We start from the raw sequence: 16,269 nt of genomic DNA on the forward strand, positions 1-16,269 counted from the left end.
TATGCCCCAATAGAAATCCATCCCGCAGCGCCCCATGAGGCACGCGGCGAGTGTTTCGGAAGCGATATAGGGGAGGATTCAGAGGCGACAAGAAGCGAAGGTGACCGTAAGCCTTCAGCGATGTTGAAGACGATGCGCAAAAGCCACAGCCGGGCCGCGATGCTCGGCATTCTTGCCCTTCTCGCCGGCTGCGACCGCAGTCCCAAGGTGGAGGCAGCGGACGCGGTGATCACCCTGCCGGCCTTGGCCGGTCAGCCGGGCGCCGCTTATTTCCGCCTGGAGAGCCGCGCGCCCGGCGAGCGACTGCTGCGGATCGAGACCGACGCGGCGACGCGGGCGGAACTCCACGAGACCATGACCAAGGGCAACATGGCGGGCATGGCCCCACTCGCCAGCGCTCCCTTCGATGCCGACGGAAAGCTCGATTTCCAGCCCGGGGGACGTCACGCCATGCTGTTCGGGATCAAGCCCGGCTTTGCCGTCGGCGCGAAGGCGAAGATCGTCTTCCACTTCGAGAAGGCACCGCCGGTGACGGCGATCGCCGAGGTTCGCGGCCCTGGCCAGGGACATGCGGACCATGCCGGACATTGACCGCTGCGACGCCGGGCCCGAGCCGCACCCATTGAGCGGCGGCGAATAGGAACTAGAAGCGCGCGTGCGGTCGGCTATGATGCGGTCGAAACATCGCCGCAGGGGATCGTCATGCAGCAGACCGACGTCTTTCGCTCATCGACCTGGGGCTGGCTGCGCGGCACGCTGGCGGGTTGGGCGACACTGCTGCTCTGCCTGACCGGGATCGGCTTCCTCATCATCCTGGCCAAGTGGATCGAAAACCTCACCGCCTCCTACGAGATCAGCCAGGACAGGCTGATCATCCGGCGCGGCATCTTCATGAAGAGTCTGGACGAGATCGAGCTCTACCGGGTGAAGGACATCCGCATCGATTTCAGCCTGATCAATCAGTGGGCGGGGATCGGCACGATCACGATCAACAGCAGCGATGAAACCACCCGCCGTGCGCCGCTGGTCATTCCACACGTCGAACACGCGCAGCGCCGGCGAGAAGAACTGCGCACCCTCGTCGACGCCGCCCGCCAGCGCCGCCAGGTCCGCGAGATCGACATGGCGCACGAGGATTATTGAGGCGCCCCGACGTTCGAACGAACCATCGAAGATATTTTACGGTTCGGAAACCACTGCGGCGCGATGTTTGGCTATGGCGAAACAGAAGACGCTCGAGAAACCGGAAGATGCAGCCCGGCATTGCTTGACGGACCTACCGTACCGGATGGTGGTGTTCCATCGCATGAACGGTGTCACGCCACTTTACCTCGTTGCCGGCAGCAACTCTCCAGCCCGAAGCGCCGAAAACGCGCTGCGCGAAGCGCAGAGGCTGCACCCTGGCCTATGCTTCTACTGCAAGGAAGCAATCGTCGACGGACAGTTCACCATTGATCACGCGCAACCCACCGCGGTTAAACGGATTAAGGACATCCAAAACTTGGTGATCGCTTGCAAACCCTGCAACCTGAAGAAGGCGGCGCAGCCGATCGAGCTCTTCAAGCCTGAAGCCGGCAAGGAATGGCTGTCAGCCGTCCTGGCACAAGTCCAGGACCGGCTGAACCGCCTTTGAAGCGTTAAGGCTTCCTGGCCACGCCCACCAAGGATGGGCGCAGCAGCCGGTCCTTGATCATGTAGCCGGCCTGCATTTCCTGGACGATCGTGCCGGCCTCCGCATCGGACGGGATCTCGACCATCGCCTGGTGGCGGTTGGGATCGAGCGGCTGTCCCATCGCCTCGACCTTGACGATGCCGTTGCGCTGGAAGACGCTGTCGAGCTCGCGCGACGTTGCCTCGATGCCGGTGATCAGCCCCTTCAGGCGCTCGTCCTCGCGGACGTCCTGCGGAACCGCGGCAAGTGCGCGGTCAAGATTGTCCTTCACCGACAGCATGTCGCGCGCGAAGTTGGTCGACGCGTAATTGGCCGCATTGACCTTTTCCTGCTCCAGCCGCCGGCGGACATTCTGCGTCTCGGCCTGAGCGTAGAGAACGTTCTGGCGCGCTTCCTCCAATTCCTTCAGCACCTCGCCAAGGCGATCGGGCTCGACGGCGCCGTCCTCCTGCGCCTCGACTTCGGTGGACTGTTCCTGCAGTTCTTCTTGTTCGTTCATGCCATCAATCTCGATAGTGCCTGTGCTGTGAAATCCACCATGGGAACGACGCGTGCATAGTTCAACCGCGTCGGTCCGATAACCCCCACCACGCCGACCACCTTGCCATCGCCGCCGCGGTACGGCGCGGCGATCACCGAAGAGCCGGATAGCGCGAACAATTTGTTCTCCGAGCCGATGAATATCTTCATGCCCTGGCCGGCTCGCGCGCTGTCGAGCAGCCGCACGATCTCCTCCTTGCCCTCGAGCTCCTCGAGCAGCTGCCGGACCCGCTCGAGATCGGCGACGCCCTCCTGGTCGAGGAGGTTCGCCTGGCCGCGGACGATTAGCACCGGGCGTTGGGCGCCGTCCTCCGACCACACGGCGAGACCGCGATCGATCAGCGTTCGCGCGGCGCTGTCGAGCGCCGCTTTGCCGTCGCGTATCTCGCCGTCGAGCCGCGCCCGCGCCTCCTGCAGAGTAAGGCCCGACAGCCGCGCGCTGACATAATTGCCGACTTCCGCGAGCGAGGCCGGGGTGACATCCGGCGGCAGATCGATGACCCGGTTCTCGACCGAGCCTTCGGCCCCTACCATCACCGCCAGCGCCTGGCTGGGCGAAAGCTGAACGAAGCCGAGCTGGCGCAGCACCGGCTCGCGCTTGGGAACCAGGACGATGCCCGCACAGGCCGAAAGGCCCGACAAGGCGGCGGTTGCCGCGACCAGGGCATCCTCGATCGGCCCGCCGCCGCGCGCCAGCCGAGTTTCGATCGCGGTCCGCTCTTCCAGACTCGGCTCAGCCGCCTGCATCATGCCGTCGACGAACAGCCGCAGGCCGGTCTCCGTCGGCACCCGGCCGGCGGACGTATGCGGGTGGCTGAGCAGCCCCGCCTCCTCCAGATCCTGCATGACGTTGCGGATCGAGGCGGGCGACAGATTGATTCCGGGCAGGCGCGAGATCGTACGGGATCCGACCGGCGCACCGGATCCGAGATAATTTTCGACGAGGAGGCGGAAGACCTCGCGCGCCCGTTCGGTAAGCTCGCTGACCGGGGTTCTCGACATGTCCCTCATGTAATGCGCAGCCCCCGGCCCGTCACCCCGTGGCAGACGCTCAGAGCCCCTCCCCCTCCACCCAGTGGGCGTTGGACAGGCGCCGCGCGACCGACCAGGTTTGCACGCGAATGTCTGGCACCGCGACGATTTCCCAGCAGGCGCCGCGAGTCATCGGTCCAAGCGCCAGCAGCCAGTCGTTCGGTCTGCCGTCGGCCGCGATCGTTCGCGCCTGGGCGTCGACGTCGATGCCGAGCCGCAACTTGTCCGGGCGGATCGTGCCGCGGGCGACCAGGGTCGCCAGCAGCGGATCGGAGGAGCGCAGCAGATCGCCCTGCGGACCGGTGCAATTGATGATGCGGGTGGCGTGGAGATGTTCGGCGACATCGCTGCCGCGGCGACGCCAGGCGACGTCGATGCCGCCGCCCGCGGCGGGCGTGTACGCGATCGGCTTGCCGCCGGCGATCTCCAGAATGCCGGCATCGCGCAGCTGCTGCAGCCGTTCGGCGACATCAGGTGCGATGCGATGCCGGTGAACGTCCCACCACGGCCGCGCATGGCGCAGGAAACGCTGGCGCTGCTCGTCGGTGGCGGCCCGCCACATGTCCTGAGTCATCGGCCGCAATTCGTCGACCGCCGCCCGCCAGCCGATCTCCCGGGCGCGCGCTCGGATCTGGCGAACCAGTGACGACACCTCGCCCTGCGGCCGCTCGCCGAGCGGCGTTTCCGGCGGCCGGCTGGGTGCATGGACGTGGGGCGACAGGCCGCGGCGCGACATCGCCACGATCCGCCCCGCAAACCCTTCCAGCTGCAGGCGCAGCGCGACGTCGACCATGGTCAGCCCGGTGCCGATTACGACGATGGTCTCGCCGGGCTGGAGGTCGCGATAGGCCGCTTCATCCCACGGATCGCCGAAATAGCCGTGCTGCGCCAAGGCGGCGCCGTCGAGCCGGGGTGGATGGTGCGGCGGAAGATTGCCGACCGCCAGCACCGCCGCGTCGGCGTCGAACCGACTGCCGTCCATCATCTGGATGTGGACCGCGCCGTCATGCTCGACATCGCGAACGCTGCCGTAACGGATTTCGAGCCGGCCGTTCGATCGGCGCTGCGCCGCCTCCAACTGTTCGAGCAGATATTCGCCATAAGTCAGCCGCGGTACGAAGGCACTCGCCGCCTCCGCCACGCCGCGATCGGTCAGCCATCGGGCGAAGTGGCCCGGATCGTCCGGAAAGGCGCTCATGTTCGAAGCGCGCACGTTGAGCAGGTGGGTGGGATGGGCGGCGCCGAAGGCGAGGCCCTTGCCCGCCGGCTCGTGGCGCTCGATCAGCGTCGCGCGTGGCCCTCCGTGACGGACCAGGTTGATCGCCTGCAATGCTCCCGAGAAACCGCAGCCGATGATCGCGACATGGTCGGTCACGTTCGCGCGCCCCCGTCCGCCGCCATCAGATTTCATATTCGAGTTGCCAGGCGGGATCGGAGAAAGCGGGCGGCTGGGCTTTGAAGGCGGGCTGGCGGGCCTTCATCTGGCGGTAGAGCTGCTTGACCCGATCGCTCGCCGTCGTCGCGAACACGGCGGGGAACACGGCGTGGACGATGCATGCCAGCCCGCCGACGACCATCGTCGCCCCGAAGCGGGCAGCCATGGCGGCATGCTCCGGATAGCTTTCCCCGATGCTGCGCGGATGTGCCAGAAACAAGCGATCGAACACGGTCTTTCCTCCTTCGTCCGCGCAGCGCCGTCGGCCCGCGCATCTTCGTCCGTCCATGCAGAAAGACGCAACAATAGCCAAGCGTCGAGGGCAATAAAGGGGGCGGGCGGACGCAGGTGCGCGTCGCGTCAGCAATCCTCCCGGGCACGGCGCGGCAGCAATTCCGCCAGCCTGGCGGCGACTTCCTTCTGGCGGAAGGGCTTGGTCAGCAGCGGCAGGTCGGCCATCTGATGCCCGGCAAGATTGGCATAACCGGTGGCGAGCAGGATCGGCACGCCGGGCAGCCGGTTGCGGATGGCGGTGGCGAGTTCGGCACCGTTCATGCCCGGCATCAGATAGTCGGTGATCACCAGATCGGCGGTGACGCCGCTCCGCAGGAGTTCGAGAGCCTCGCCTGCCGACCGTGCCTCGATGACTCGGTGGCCGAGATCGGCGAGCATCTCGGCCGTACCGCTGCGCACCAGATCCTCGTCGTCGACCAGCAGGATGGTCGCCGCCGGCGTGTCGGCGATGGCAGCATTGTCCTCCTCCTGCTCGGCATCCGCGGCCGTTGCCGCTGCCGGCAGCCAGAGCTCGGCGTTGGTGCCCTCGCCGAGCACGCTGTCGAGCAACAAAGCGCCTCCGGACTGGGCGGCAAGGCCGTGCACCATCGACAATCCGAGGCCGGTTCCCTTGCCGATCCCCTTGGTCGAGTAAAAAGGCTCGATCGCGCGCTTCAGCGTCACTTCGTCCATGCCGGACCCGGTGTCGCGCACCCCGATGCGGACATAGGTGCCGTAGCGCAGGCCATTGGGGTGCCCCGGCCCGACCGCCTCTGCAGTGATGGACACGGTCAGAATGCCACCGTCGGGCATGGCATCGCGTGCATTCACCGCAAGATTGAGCAACGCGAGTTCGAGCTGGTTCGGATCGACACGGGCGGCGGGAAGATCGTCGTCCGCCTCGACTTCGACCCTGATCTGCGGCCCGATCGAGCGTCCGATCATGTCGCGCAAGCCGCCCACGAGCCGGACGACATCGACAGGACGCGATTCCAGCACCTGGCGCCGCGCGAACGCAAGCAGCCGCTGGACCAGGATCTTCGCCCGCTCGGCCGCTTCGAGCGCACCGCTGAGCAGGCGTTCGGACCGGGTATCGCCGTCGAGGCGGCGGCGAAGAACATCGAGCCCGCCGACGATCGGGGTCAGCAGATTGTTGAAATCGTGCGCGACGCCGCCGGTGAGCTGGCCCATCGTCTCCATCTTCTGCATCTCGGCAAGGTGACTGAACGCCGCCTCGCGTTCCGAAATCGCTTCGACGACACGGGATTCGAGCGAGTCGTTGAGCCGCTTCAGTTCGGCTTCGGCGGCGACCTGGGCCGAGACGTCGGTGCATGTGCCGAGCCAGCGCACGATTGCGGCGCCCTCGCCGCGCACCGGTACGGCCCGCGTCAGGAACGGCCGGTAATCGCCGTCGGCACCCAGCAACGGGATGGTCATCTCGAACGGCTCGCCCGCCGCCAGCGAGCAGCGCCACTGCCGCAGCACTTCGGGCAGATGATCCGGGTGATGGACCCGCTCGCGGCCGAGCGCCGCCATCTCCTCGGGCGTTGTGCCGGTATATTCGTACCAGCGCTGATTGTACCAGATCGTGTCGCCGGCCGGGTTGGCCATCCAGCAGAGCTGAGGCAGCGCATCGACCAGCGTCGCGAAATTCGCCTCGCTCTCGCGCAGCGCCGCCTCGGCGCGGCGGCGCTCCCGGCGTTCCGAGGCTTCGGCCAGAGCGCGCTCCACCACCTCGGAGAGGCGACCGAGCCGCTGCTTGACGACGAAGTCGGTGGCACCGCGCTTCAGTGCCTCGACCGCGACCTCCTCGCCCAGGGTCCCCGACACGAAGATGAATGGCGTTTCCGGCGCCTTTTCAACCGCGATCTCGAGAGCCGATTCGCCGTCGAAGGCGGGCAGCCGATGATCGGCGAGGATCAGGTCATAACAATGATTCGCGAGCGCAGCGGAGAAGTCCTCCCGCGACCACACCCGATCGATCTCGCATTCCGCGCCCTCCAGCCGCAGATATTCGCAGACGAGGTCCGCATCGATGCTGCTATCCTCCAGATGAAGGACGCGCACCTTTCTGAGAAGGTTCGAGTTCGCGGCCGCCACCGCTCAGCCTCCGCGTGCGATCGGTGGCGGCTCGTTCAGCACGGCCCAGAACATGCCGAGATCCTGGATCGCCTCGAAGAATTGCTCGAAGCCGACCGGCTTGACCACGAATGCGTTGACGCCGAGCTTGTAGCTGCGGACCAGATCCTGTTCCTCGCGCGACGACGTCAGCATCACCACCGGCGTGTGCTTCAGCGCTTCGTCCTGCTTGATCTGCTCGAGCACCTCGAGCCCGTCCACCTTGGGCAGCTTGAGATCGAGGAGGACGACGACGGGATCGCCGCTGGTCCGCCCTTCATATTTGCCGCGCGCATGAAGATAGTCGAGCGCTTCGGCGCCGTCGCGGGTGATCACCACCGAATTGGCGAGTTGACAGCGTTCCAGCGCAGCGAGGGTCAGTTCCACATCCTTGGGACTGTCCTCCACGAGCAGGATCGGCTTCAATTCGGACATGCTACTCATTCCCCCGATGTTTCGGCAGAGCGAAGAAGATGGTCGCGCCCACGTCGATTCTCCCCTCCGCCCAGACTCGGCCGCCATGCCGTTGCTCGACGATGCGCTTGACGTTGGCAAGCCCGATCCCGGTGCCTTCGAACTCCTCGACGCGGTGCAGGCGCTGGAAGACTCCGAACAACTTGCCGGCATAAGCCATGTCGAAGCCAGCGCCGTTGTCGCGGACGAAATAGACGGTCTCGTCATCCCCGTCGTCGGCGCCGATCTCGATCAGGGTCTCGTCCCGCCCACGGGTGAACTTGATCGCATTGTCGACGAGATTCTGCAGCACCAGCCGGAGCATGCCGGGATCCGCATAAGCGGGCGGCAGATCGGCGATCCGCCAGCGCACGGTGCGGCCGAGCGCATCCTGTTCGAACCTGCCCTGCACCTCCGCGGCAAGCGCGTTCATGTCGATCAGGATCGGCTTGAGCGTCGCCCGTCCCATCTGCGAGAAACTGAGCAGATCGTCGACCAAACCGCCGGCGGAGACCGCGGACTCGATGATGGTGTCGATGTAGCGCCTGGCGCGTTCGGAGAGGTGCTCGCCCTCATTCTGCTTGAGCAGCTCTGAATAGCCGACGATGTGGCGGAACGGCGCGCGCAGATCGTGACTCACGGAATAGCTGAACGCTTCCAGTTCGCGATTGCTGCGAACCAGTTGCTCGTTGAGCTGCGCCATCTCCTCGGCGCTTCGCAGGATGATGTCGACGATCGCGCTGCGCAGCTGCGTCGCCGCATCGATCTCGGCTTCGTCCCAGGGCAGCGAGCGCCGCTGCACGATTTCCTTCCACACTTCGAACGACTTGCGCGGGTGGATGCGTGCGCCTTCAGGCTCCGCGGGCTTCAGCGGAGAGCCGCCCCAGGCCACGGTGCGCACCACTTCGGGCCGGAACCAGATCAGATAGCTGCGATGGACGCGTGAGAGGGACAGCGCCATGATTCCGCTGCCCCGATCCTTGAAGGCCTCGGCTGCGGGCATCTCGGCGGCCAGCGCATCGGTCGCATGGATGTCGCCTTTGAAGCTGTCGCTCAACCAGTCGGCGAGCGCGCCGATCGCCTCCTGCGAGGGGGTCTCGCCGATCGTGCGGCAATCACCGTCGAACAGGATCGCCGCGCCTGCGGCGTGGGTCAGCGCGAGCAACGCATCGGGATTGCCGAGCAGCGCATCGACGAAACCGCTCTCGCTCAGCGCCATTTGCGACAGCAAAGCGGATTGCACGCTGCGCAAGGCGATCCTGCGCTCGGCCAGAGCGGCGATTTCGCGCGCGGCGATCTGCAGCGAAAGCACCTGCCCGATGAACTCGCAGGCGGTTCGAACCGGGTAGGCGACACGATGGGGTTCGCGATTGTGGCACGAGATCAGGCCCCAGAGACGCCCCTCGCTCAGCAGCGAGATCGACATCGAAGCGCCGGTGCCCATGTTGCGCATATATTCGAGATGGACCGGCGAGACGCTTCGCAAGGTCGCCAGACTGAGATCGACCGGCGCGCCGGTGGCAGGGTCGAAGGGCGGCTCGATCGGCACCGGACGGTAGGAAGCATCGGCGATCAGCCGCAGGCGGTTGCGCCGGTAAAGCTCGCGCGCTTGCGCCGGGATGTCGCTCGCCGGAAAGCGCAGGTCCAGATAGCTCGGCAAGCGATCGTTGCGATCTTCCGCGACGACGGTGCCGTGGCCGTCAGCGTCGAAACGATAGACCAGAACGCGGTCGAGGCCGGTGATGCGGCGGACTTCCCGCGCGGCCAGCACGCCGAGCTCGGCGACCGTGCGCGCCGCCTGCAGATCGGTGAGGAAGGACTGAACGAGCGGCTGGACGGCATCGAAACCGCCGGGATCGGCCTGCTCCACCTCTTCGAGTTCGACGATCAGCGCGCCGCCGGAGCGATGCGCGATCAGGTGGAACGGCGCCGCACCGGAGCCGAGGCGGGCGGTGCCGAGGAAGACGGCGCCGCTCGCCGGAACCTCCCGAAGCAGTTCCGAACAGGAGGGGGCGCGCTCGGGGCGGACCAGATCGTCCAGCGCGATTGCGAGCGGGCTGCCCGAGACGAGGGTTCGCGCAACCGGTCCGAGCGCCGCCTGGACGATCTTGAGATCGTCCGGACGAACGACGAAGAGCGCACCTTGAGGCTGAATGGTGCCTGGAATGTGGATCGGCTCGCGCGCGCAGGCCTCGAGATCTGCCGGCAGTCCGCCATCCGCACTCCTTCGGTCGAGATCTGCCGTCATTCGCTCCCCGCGGGCATCGTACATTGCCCGGCTGCTGCGGCCCTTAACGGCTGCACATCGCCGCCGCTAGCTGTCCAAAAGGCGGCAAGGCGCGAGTCGGCGCCCCCGGGAACACCGCCGTCTCCGCGGGCGATGCGCACAAGCCCTGCGGACCCGAACAAGCGGACGCCGCCCGAACCTGACACGCGCTTGTAGACGATTGCCGAGCGCCGCCCCCCTCATCAGATGTGGACGAGGCGCATCGCATTGGCGCTTTCGAACGCACGTGCGACAAGCATGGGGTGACCGCGCATTGCGTCAGCCTCTGGATCGGTCCGGCCCTCGGTGCCGTCGAACGGGCGTGTCTGCGCTCGATGCTCCGCCTGGGTCATGAGGTCACGCTTTACTGCTACGACGCTGTTGCAGGCGTTCCACGCGGCGTGGCTCTGCGCGACGCGTCTGAGATCGTCCTCCCCGAGCGGATCATTCGTCACCGAAGCGGCAGCGTCGCGCTGTTCGCGAACCTGTTCCGCTACGAATTGCAAAGGCGTGCGCTCGGCACCTGGGTCGATCTCGACCTTTATCTGCTGAAGCCGCTGGACGGCACCCACCCGTATCTCTTCGGCGCGGAGGAACCGGGACGGTACAGCAACGGCGTGCTCCGCCTGCCGCCCGATTGCCCGATGCTGGCCACGCTCCTCACCTTGTTCGACGAGCGCGTCGTGCCGCCATGGCTGCCGTGGCGCGCCCGGATGGCGGCGCGCTGGCGGCTGCTGCGGCGCAAGCGGGTCGGCCTTTCCGACATGCCCTGGGGCAGCGCCGGACCCGCAGCGCTCACCTATCTGGTAAATGCCCATGGCTTGGCGCACCACGCGCTTGCGCCCGAGATCCTGTACCCGGTGCATTGGCGCGAGGCGCGCTGGATCCTCGATCCCTCCCGCACGCTCGAGCGGATGACCGGACCGGACACGCGCTCGGTCCACCTCTACAACGAGCTGATCAAGGGCTTCAAAGAGGCGCCCGCCCCGCCCGGCAGCTTTCTCGCCCGATTGCAGCGCGAAGGCGCCCCCGACTGAGGCCGCGCGAGTCTGCTACAAAATCGGCTTGCCGCCGGTGACGGCGATGGTCGCGCCGGACACGTAGCTCGACTCGTCCGACGCCAGCATGACGTAGACCGGCGCCAATTCCCTCGGTTGGCCCGGCCGCTTCATCGGCACCTGCTCGCCGAAGCTCTCCACTTTCTCTTGCGGCATCGTCGAGGGGATGAGCGGCGTCCAGATCGGCCCCGGCGCCACACAATTGGCGCGGATGCCTCGGTCCGCCAGCAGTTGCGCGAGGCCGGCGGTGAAATTCTGGATCGCCCCCTTGGTGGTCGCGTAGGCGAGCAATTGCGGAGTCGGGGTGTCGGCGTTCACCGATGTCGTGTTGATGATCGATCCGCCCTCGCCCATGTGCGGCACCGCCGCTTTGGTGATGTAGAACATGGCGTGGATGTTGACCCGGAACGTCATGTCCCACTCCGCGTCCGGTATCTCCTCGATCGCATCGAAGGTCATCTGGTGGGCGGCGTTGTTGACCAGGATGTCGATACGCCCGAATTCTTCGACCGCCTTGGCGATTAGTGCCCGGCAGTGATCGGCGCTGGCAATGTCGCCCGGGAACAGCACGGCCCGACGCCCCTCCGCCTCGATCAGCCGCCTGGTGTCCTCGGCATCGTCGTGCTCGTTCAGATAGGAAATCAGCAGGTCCGCGCCCTCGCGGGCATAAGCGATCGCGACCGCACGGCCGATGCCGCTGTCGCCACCGGTAATCACCGCTGTCTTGCCGGCAAGCCGCCCGGACCCCTTGTAGCTGGTCTCGCCATGATCCGGCTTGGTCCGCATCTCCGCGGTCGTGCCCGGCACCGATTGTCTCGGTTCGTTGAACGGGGGTTTTCGCGTGTCGCTCATCGCAGGCTCCAGGATAGGGTGATCGGACGGCGAACCCCCGGGCGTCACGCATGTTCCGAGCAAGCCGAGGGCTGCGGGTGCGCGGCTCCGGCGGCGTCTGAAAGTTTGGAACCGGGGGTTTTCAGGGAACGGGCCGGTCCCGACGAACGTTCTTGCCTGATCCTGAAAATACCTTCATCACAAAGGCTTATCGATGACAGCACCGACTTCTCGACGGCGCCGCTCCGCTCTGGTGGGGGGCTGCCTCGCGGCCGCCCTGCTCGTCTCCGCCTGCGCGACCTCGACGCCCTACCAACCGATCGGCACGCGCGGCTCGCAGGCGAGCGGCGGCTACAGCGAGCAGAGAATCGAAGACAATCGCTACCGGGTGAACTTCACCGGCAACAGCTTCACCTCACGCCAGCAGGTCGAAAATTATCTGCTGTTCCGAGCGGCGGAGCTGACCTCTCAGAATGGCTATGACGGGTTCACGATGGTGGCGCGGGCAACCGATCCCAACGTCAGGACCCGAGTCTCGCCCTCGCCTTTCGGGCCCGGTCCGTTCGGCTATTGGGGCCCGTCCTGGCGCTATCGCTATGGCGGCTTCGGCTGGCGCAGTTGGCATCCGTGGGGCGGATCGCCGTTCTGGGCCGACGATGTCGATGTCCGCACCGTCACCAATTACGAAGCGTCGGCCGAAATCGTCATGTTCCGGGGCGATCGCCCGAGCGATCCGGCGAGCTTCGACGCCCGCCAGGTGATGGAGAATCTCGGGCCCACGATCCAGCGGCCGAAATGAACGAACGGGGGCGAACCGTGCTACGGTCGCCCCCGGTTTCGAACGCTTTCGGCAGCGGCTGGAAAAGGCGCTGCCGAAGCCGATCCGCGTCATTCGATCAGCGGCAATGCTTGTCGCGGGTCAGGGCGCGTCCGCCGAGCAGGCCGGCAGCACCGCCAAGAATGGTTCCCAGCGTACGGTCGCCGCGGCCGGCCACTTCGCGGCCGAGCAGGGCGCCGGCGGCACCGCCGACGATCGCACCGGTCGTGCCCGAGCGGCAGCGATCGTTGTTGCGATAGGAACGCCGGTCATAGCGATCCCGATAATAGCCGTCGCGGCTGTTCTGGCTGTAATAGCCGTGGCCGCGATCACGCGGGCGGGCGTCGGCGGCGGCCGGGATGGCGGTCATCACGGTCATCAGGCCGGCGGCGGCGAGGGTGGCTTTCTTGAGCATCGTCTGTCTCCTTGTGCCGGCAAGGCCATCTACTCGGCCTCACGCTTGGTGATCCTCATCTGGACGATTCGGCTTGAGTGCCTCCTGAACGGTGCCGACAGACTTCGTTCATGTTCACGACCCATCTGATGAACAAGACATTTGGTCGCGCCGTCGCGATTGAAATCGAGGTCGCGCGCCGCCAAGCGACGCCCACCATTGCTCATTGCCGTCTGGAGAGACCATGCACAGCCGATTCGCCGGCCCCGCCCTCGGGCTGGATTTCGGCACGACGAACAGCGTCGCCGCGGTTGCGGACGGGGATGGCGCGCCGGAACTGATCGGCTTCGGCAGCGAAGCGGACGCGATCTTCCGCTCCGCCTTGTGCTTCTGGCACGACGAGGGCGCGAAAGGCGGCCTTGCGGTCGAGGCGGGGCCGTTCGCCATTGCCGAATATCTCGAATATCCCGAGGACAGCCGATTCCTGCAATCATTCAAGTCGGTCGCGGCGAGCGCCAGCTTCGAGAGCGCGTCGGTGTTCGAGAAACGGTACCGCTTCGAGGAACTCGGCCGGTTCTTCCTTGCACGTCTGGCGGCGCATGCCGGCGACCGGCTCCAGGCTCGACCCCGACGCCTCGTCGTCGGGCGGCCGGTTCAATATGCCGGCGCGCGCCCCGACGCTGCACTCGCCCGAAGCCGCTACGACGCGATGTTCGAAGGCTTCGCCGACGAGATCCATTATGTCTACGAGCCGATCGGCGCCGCATTCAGCCATGCCGCGCGGCTGACTGAGCCGACCACCCTGCTCGTCGCGGATTTCGGCGGCGGCACCAGCGATTTCTCGATCGTCGCGGTGGCCGAGCCCGGTGCGGGACGACGCTGCACCCCTCTCGGCCACGCCGGCATCGGGATCGCCGGCGACCGCTTCGATTACCGGATCGTCGATCGGCTGGTGCTGCCGATGCTCGGCAAGGGCGGGCATTATCGCTCCTTCGGCAAGGAGATCGAAATTCCGCGCGGCTATTTCACCGACTTCGCGGATTGGTCGCGGCTTGCGCTGATGCGCAACCGGCGCACCATGGACGAATTACGCCGCCTGCAGCGCGACGCGGTGGACGGGGCGGCGATCGGCCGGATGATCGCCGTGATCGAGAACGAGCTCGGCTACCCTCTCTACGATGCCGTCGGCCGGCTGAAGCGTGCGCTCTCGACGCAAGATCGGGCCCACTTCCATTTTTCGGGCGCGGGGCTGGAGATAGAGGCGGATGTCCGGCGCGAGACGTTCGAGAGCTGGATCGCGGAGGATGTCTCCCGCATCGACCAGACGATCGATCGCGCGCTTGCCGATGCCGGGCTGGGCGTGGCCGACATCGACACGGTGTTCCTCACCGGCGGCACCTCGTTAATCCCGATGGTGCGCGCCCTGTTCGAGCGGCGGTTCGGCGCCCGCGCGATCATGAGCGGCGGCGAACTGACGTCGATCGCCCACGGCCTCGCCTTGATCGCGCAGGAGCAGGATCCGGCGCAGTGGGCGGCATGAGCGCAAGCAAGCCCGCCGAAACCAGCCTCTACGCACCGGTCAAGGCGTTCCTCGAAGCGCAGGGCTTCACCGTGAAGGGGGAGATTGGCGGCTGCGACCTGGTGGCGATCCGCGGTGACGAGCCGCCAATGTTGGTGATCGCCGAACTCAAGCTGAGCTTCACGCTCGAGCTGGTGCTGCAGGCCGTCGATCGCCTGCGCGCCGCGGACCTCCTCTATCTTGCCGTGCTCGGGCGCCGCCGCGGCCGGGATCAGGATCGGCGGGTGCACCGGCTGTGCCGGCTGCTCGGCGTCGGCCTGCTGATCGTCGATCCGCGTCTCGGCACCATCACCGTTGTGGCGGAACCGGGCCCCTACCGTCCGCGTCCGGATCACCCCCGGCGCAAACGGCTGCTCAAGGAGCACAAGATGCGGCGTGGCGACCCGGCGGTGGGCGGCTCGAGCCGGCAGCCGCTGATGACCGCCTACCGCCAGCGTGCACTCGCCTGCGCTGCGGCGATGCGTGAGGGTCCGCGGCGTCCCCGTGATCTGCGGCCGCTCGCCGAGGATGCCGGCGCCATCCTGCTGCGCAACGTCTACGGCTGGTTCGAGCGGGTGGACAAAGGTCTTTATCGGCTGACGGCGGAAGGGGAGAAGGCCGCTTCTGCGGCCTGACCGCCGCGCCCTGCTTGCCGTGGGCGACAAAGGCGCCGGCGCGGTGTAGGCCGCGGCATGTCCGCCGAGATCGAACAATTTCACGCCATCGCGATTAGCCGTATCGCCCACCGGCTCAAGGCGGAAGGCCGCTCCGTGATCCACATGGAGTTCGGGCAGCCTTCGACCGGTGCGCCCCCTCCGGCGATCGCCGCCGCCCACGACATCCTCGATGCGGATGCGATGGGCTATTGGGAGAGCCCGGCGCTCAAGGCGCGCATCGCCGATCTCTATCAGGAACGCTACGGCGTTGCGGTGAATGCCGAGCAGGTCATTCTCACCTGCGGCGCCTCGCCCGCGCTGGTCCTCGCCCTAGCCTGTGTCTTCGCCCCCGGAGCCCGCGTCGCCCTCGCCCGTCCCGGCTACGTCGCCTATCGCAACACCTTGAAGGCCCTGCACATGGAGCCGATCGAGCTGCCGTGCGGTGAGGCCGAGCGCTACCAGATCACGGCGGGGGCGCTTGATCGGCTGGATCGAACGCCCGAGGGCCTGATCCTGGCCAGCCCCGCCAACCCCACCGGCACGATCATCCCGCCGGCAGAGCTCGCCGACATCGCCGAAGTATGTCGCCGCCGCGATATCCGCATCGTCTCGGACGAAATCTATCACGGCCTCAGCTATGTCGGCGATGCCCGCAGCATGCTGGAGCATGCGCCGGGCGCCCTGGTCGTCAACAGCTTCTCCAAATATTACAGCATGGCCGGCTGGCGGCTCGGCTGGCTGGTTGTGCCGCCCGATCTGATCGGCGCGGCACGAGCGCGCATGGGCAACCTTTTCCTCACACCGCCGTCGCTGTCGCAGCATGCCGGATTGATCGCGATGGACTGCCGCGACGCGCTCGAAGGCCATCGCGATACCTACGCTCGCAACCGCACGCTGCTGCTCGACGCGCTGCCGCGCATGGGCCTGCGGCGGATCGCGCCGCCGGACGGCGCCTTCTACATCTATGCGGACATCAGCCACCTGACCGGCGACAGCCTCGCTTTCTGCACCGACCTCCTCCAGGACACCGGGGTCGCAACGGCGCCCGGGATCGACTTCGATCCGGTCGACGGCCACCGCTTCATGCGCTTCAGCTTCGCGGTCGCGACTGCGCAGGTGCAGGACGCGATCGCACGCATGCAACCCTGGTTCGCAGCCCGGCAGCC

At 66.7% G+C, this 16,269-nt stretch carries 17 protein-coding genes (1 of these 17 running past the window's edge); 8 read left to right on the plus strand and 9 right to left on the minus strand.

Annotated elements, in window-relative coordinates:
* Nucleotides 1-132 precede the first annotated feature (132 nt).
* From ETR14_RS02305 to ETR14_RS02315, 3 genes are all read left to right on the plus strand, one after another.
* Nucleotides 133-591, plus strand: coding sequence for a copper chaperone PCu(A)C (locus ETR14_RS02305; protein WP_165356276.1), 459 nt, complete (start codon nt 133-135; stop codon nt 589-591).
* Between the two features lie 111 nt (nt 592-702).
* The gene (locus ETR14_RS02310; protein WP_129383177.1) at nt 703-1,143 is read left to right on the plus strand and encodes a PH domain-containing protein; all 441 of its coding nucleotides are present in this window, start codon (nt 703-705) and stop codon (nt 1,141-1,143) included.
* A gap of 73 nt (nt 1,144-1,216) precedes the next feature.
* Nucleotides 1,217-1,633, plus strand: a complete 417-nt coding sequence (locus ETR14_RS02315) for an HNH endonuclease (RefSeq protein ID WP_129383178.1) — start codon at nt 1,217-1,219, stop codon at nt 1,631-1,633.
* Nucleotides 1,634-1,637: 4 nt separating this feature from the next.
* On the opposite strand, the gene ETR14_RS02320 is transcribed toward ETR14_RS02315, so the two are convergent.
* The 7 genes from ETR14_RS02320 to ETR14_RS02350 all read right to left on the minus strand — a co-directional run bounded on the left by ETR14_RS02320 (nt 1,638) and on the right by ETR14_RS02350 (nt 9,771).
* On the minus strand, nt 1,638-2,171 hold the full coding sequence (locus ETR14_RS02320) for a nucleotide exchange factor GrpE (protein ID WP_129383179.1): 534 nt from the start codon (nt 2,169-2,171) through the stop codon (nt 1,638-1,640).
* On the minus strand, nt 2,168-3,214 hold the full coding sequence (gene hrcA, locus ETR14_RS02325) for a heat-inducible transcriptional repressor HrcA (protein ID WP_129383180.1): 1,047 nt from the start codon (nt 3,212-3,214) through the stop codon (nt 2,168-2,170). The genes ETR14_RS02320 and hrcA overlap by 4 nt, the downstream gene beginning before the upstream one ends.
* 49 nt (nt 3,215-3,263) lie before the next feature.
* Complete coding sequence (locus tag ETR14_RS02330; RefSeq protein WP_129383181.1) at nt 3,264-4,619, minus strand: FAD/NAD(P)-binding protein; 1,356 nt, start codon at nt 4,617-4,619, stop codon at nt 3,264-3,266.
* Nucleotides 4,620-4,644: 25 nt separating this feature from the next.
* Nucleotides 4,645-4,911 (minus strand): DUF6356 family protein, encoded by a 267-nt coding sequence (locus tag ETR14_RS02335; protein ID WP_129383182.1) that lies wholly within the window; start codon nt 4,909-4,911, stop codon nt 4,645-4,647.
* Nucleotides 4,912-5,039: 128 nt separating this feature from the next.
* Entirely contained in the window at nt 5,040-7,052 is a 2,013-nt protein-coding gene (locus ETR14_RS02340) for a response regulator (RefSeq protein ID WP_129383183.1), read from the minus strand.
* A gap of 3 nt (nt 7,053-7,055) precedes the next feature.
* Entirely contained in the window at nt 7,056-7,505 is a 450-nt protein-coding gene (locus ETR14_RS02345; RefSeq protein WP_129383184.1) for a response regulator, read from the minus strand.
* Nucleotide 7,506: 1 nt separating this feature from the next.
* Entirely contained in the window at nt 7,507-9,771 is a 2,265-nt protein-coding gene (locus ETR14_RS02350) for an ATP-binding protein (protein ID WP_129391199.1), read from the minus strand.
* 281 nt (nt 9,772-10,052) lie between these two features.
* On the opposite strand from ETR14_RS02350, the gene ETR14_RS02355 reads away from it, so the two are divergent.
* On the plus strand, nt 10,053-10,826 hold the full coding sequence (locus ETR14_RS02355) for a hypothetical protein (protein WP_129383185.1): 774 nt from the start codon (nt 10,053-10,055) through the stop codon (nt 10,824-10,826).
* Between the two features lie 15 nt (nt 10,827-10,841).
* Here ETR14_RS02355 and ETR14_RS02360 read toward each other — a convergent pair whose 3' ends face one another.
* Complete coding sequence (locus tag ETR14_RS02360) at nt 10,842-11,699, minus strand: SDR family oxidoreductase (protein ID WP_129383186.1); 858 nt, start codon at nt 11,697-11,699, stop codon at nt 10,842-10,844.
* A gap of 193 nt (nt 11,700-11,892) precedes the next feature.
* Between ETR14_RS02360 and ETR14_RS02365 the strand changes: the two genes are divergently transcribed.
* Nucleotides 11,893-12,477, plus strand: coding sequence for a hypothetical protein (locus ETR14_RS02365; RefSeq protein ID WP_129383187.1), 585 nt, complete (start codon nt 11,893-11,895; stop codon nt 12,475-12,477).
* Nucleotides 12,478-12,574: 97 nt separating this feature from the next.
* On the opposite strand, the gene ETR14_RS02370 is transcribed toward ETR14_RS02365, so the two are convergent.
* On the minus strand, nt 12,575-12,910 hold the full coding sequence (locus ETR14_RS02370; RefSeq protein WP_129383188.1) for a glycine zipper 2TM domain-containing protein: 336 nt from the start codon (nt 12,908-12,910) through the stop codon (nt 12,575-12,577).
* Between the two features lie 223 nt (nt 12,911-13,133).
* Here ETR14_RS02370 and ETR14_RS02375 point away from each other — a divergent pair, with 223 nt between their 5' ends.
* The 3 genes in view from ETR14_RS02375 to ETR14_RS02385 are tightly spaced (at most 57 nt apart) and all read left to right on the plus strand, a layout consistent with a single transcriptional unit that may run on beyond the window.
* Nucleotides 13,134-14,429 carry an Hsp70 family protein gene (locus ETR14_RS02375; protein WP_129383189.1) on the plus strand — a complete coding sequence of 432 codons (1,296 nt, stop codon included), beginning with the start codon at nt 13,134-13,136 and terminating at the stop codon, nt 14,427-14,429.
* Nucleotides 14,426-15,082: a DUF2161 domain-containing phosphodiesterase gene (locus tag ETR14_RS02380; protein WP_129383190.1), complete on the plus strand. Its 657-nt coding sequence runs from the start codon at nt 14,426-14,428 to the stop codon at nt 15,080-15,082. The genes ETR14_RS02375 and ETR14_RS02380 overlap by 4 nt, the downstream gene beginning before the upstream one ends.
* Before the next feature lie 57 nt (nt 15,083-15,139).
* Nucleotides 15,140-16,269: the 5' portion of an aminotransferase class I/II-fold pyridoxal phosphate-dependent enzyme gene (locus tag ETR14_RS02385; protein WP_129383191.1), read on the plus strand. It continues 7 nt past the right edge of the window; the window shows 1,130 of its 1,137 coding nt (coding positions 1-1,130); it begins with the start codon at nt 15,140-15,142; its stop codon lies off the right edge, out of view.

This window comes from Sphingosinicella sp. BN140058 (genome assembly GCF_004135585.1).
GTDB lineage: Bacteria > Pseudomonadota > Alphaproteobacteria > Sphingomonadales > Sphingomonadaceae > Allosphingosinicella.

Bases quoted from the DNA above. Each gene is read 5' to 3' on its own strand.
- ETR14_RS02320 (WP_129383179.1), bottom strand. From the start codon at position 2,171: ATGAACGAACAAGAAGAACTGCAGGAACAGTCCACCGAAGTCGAGGCG.
- ETR14_RS02315 (WP_129383178.1), top strand. From the start codon at position 1,217: ATGGCGAAACAGAAGACGCTCGAGAAACCGGAAGATGCAGCCCGGCAT.
- ETR14_RS02310 (WP_129383177.1), top strand. From the start codon at position 703: ATGCAGCAGACCGACGTCTTTCGCTCATCGACCTGGGGCTGGCTGCGC.
- ETR14_RS02345 (WP_129383184.1), bottom strand. From the start codon at position 7,505: ATGTCCGAATTGAAGCCGATCCTGCTCGTGGAGGACAGTCCCAAGGAT.
- ETR14_RS02305 (WP_165356276.1), top strand. From the start codon at position 133: ATGCGCAAAAGCCACAGCCGGGCCGCGATGCTCGGCATTCTTGCCCTT.
- ETR14_RS02350 (WP_129391199.1), bottom strand. From the start codon at position 9,771: ATGACGGCAGATCTCGACCGAAGGAGTGCGGATGGCGGACTGCCGGCA.
- hrcA (WP_129383180.1), bottom strand. From the start codon at position 3,214: ATGTCGAGAACCCCGGTCAGCGAGCTTACCGAACGGGCGCGCGAGGTC.
- ETR14_RS02380 (WP_129383190.1), top strand. From the start codon at position 14,426: ATGAGCGCAAGCAAGCCCGCCGAAACCAGCCTCTACGCACCGGTCAAG.
- ETR14_RS02365 (WP_129383187.1), top strand. From the start codon at position 11,893: ATGACAGCACCGACTTCTCGACGGCGCCGCTCCGCTCTGGTGGGGGGC.
- ETR14_RS02360 (WP_129383186.1), bottom strand. From the start codon at position 11,699: ATGAGCGACACGCGAAAACCCCCGTTCAACGAACCGAGACAATCGGTG.
- ETR14_RS02375 (WP_129383189.1), top strand. From the start codon at position 13,134: ATGCACAGCCGATTCGCCGGCCCCGCCCTCGGGCTGGATTTCGGCACG.
- ETR14_RS02370 (WP_129383188.1), bottom strand. From the start codon at position 12,910: ATGCTCAAGAAAGCCACCCTCGCCGCCGCCGGCCTGATGACCGTGATG.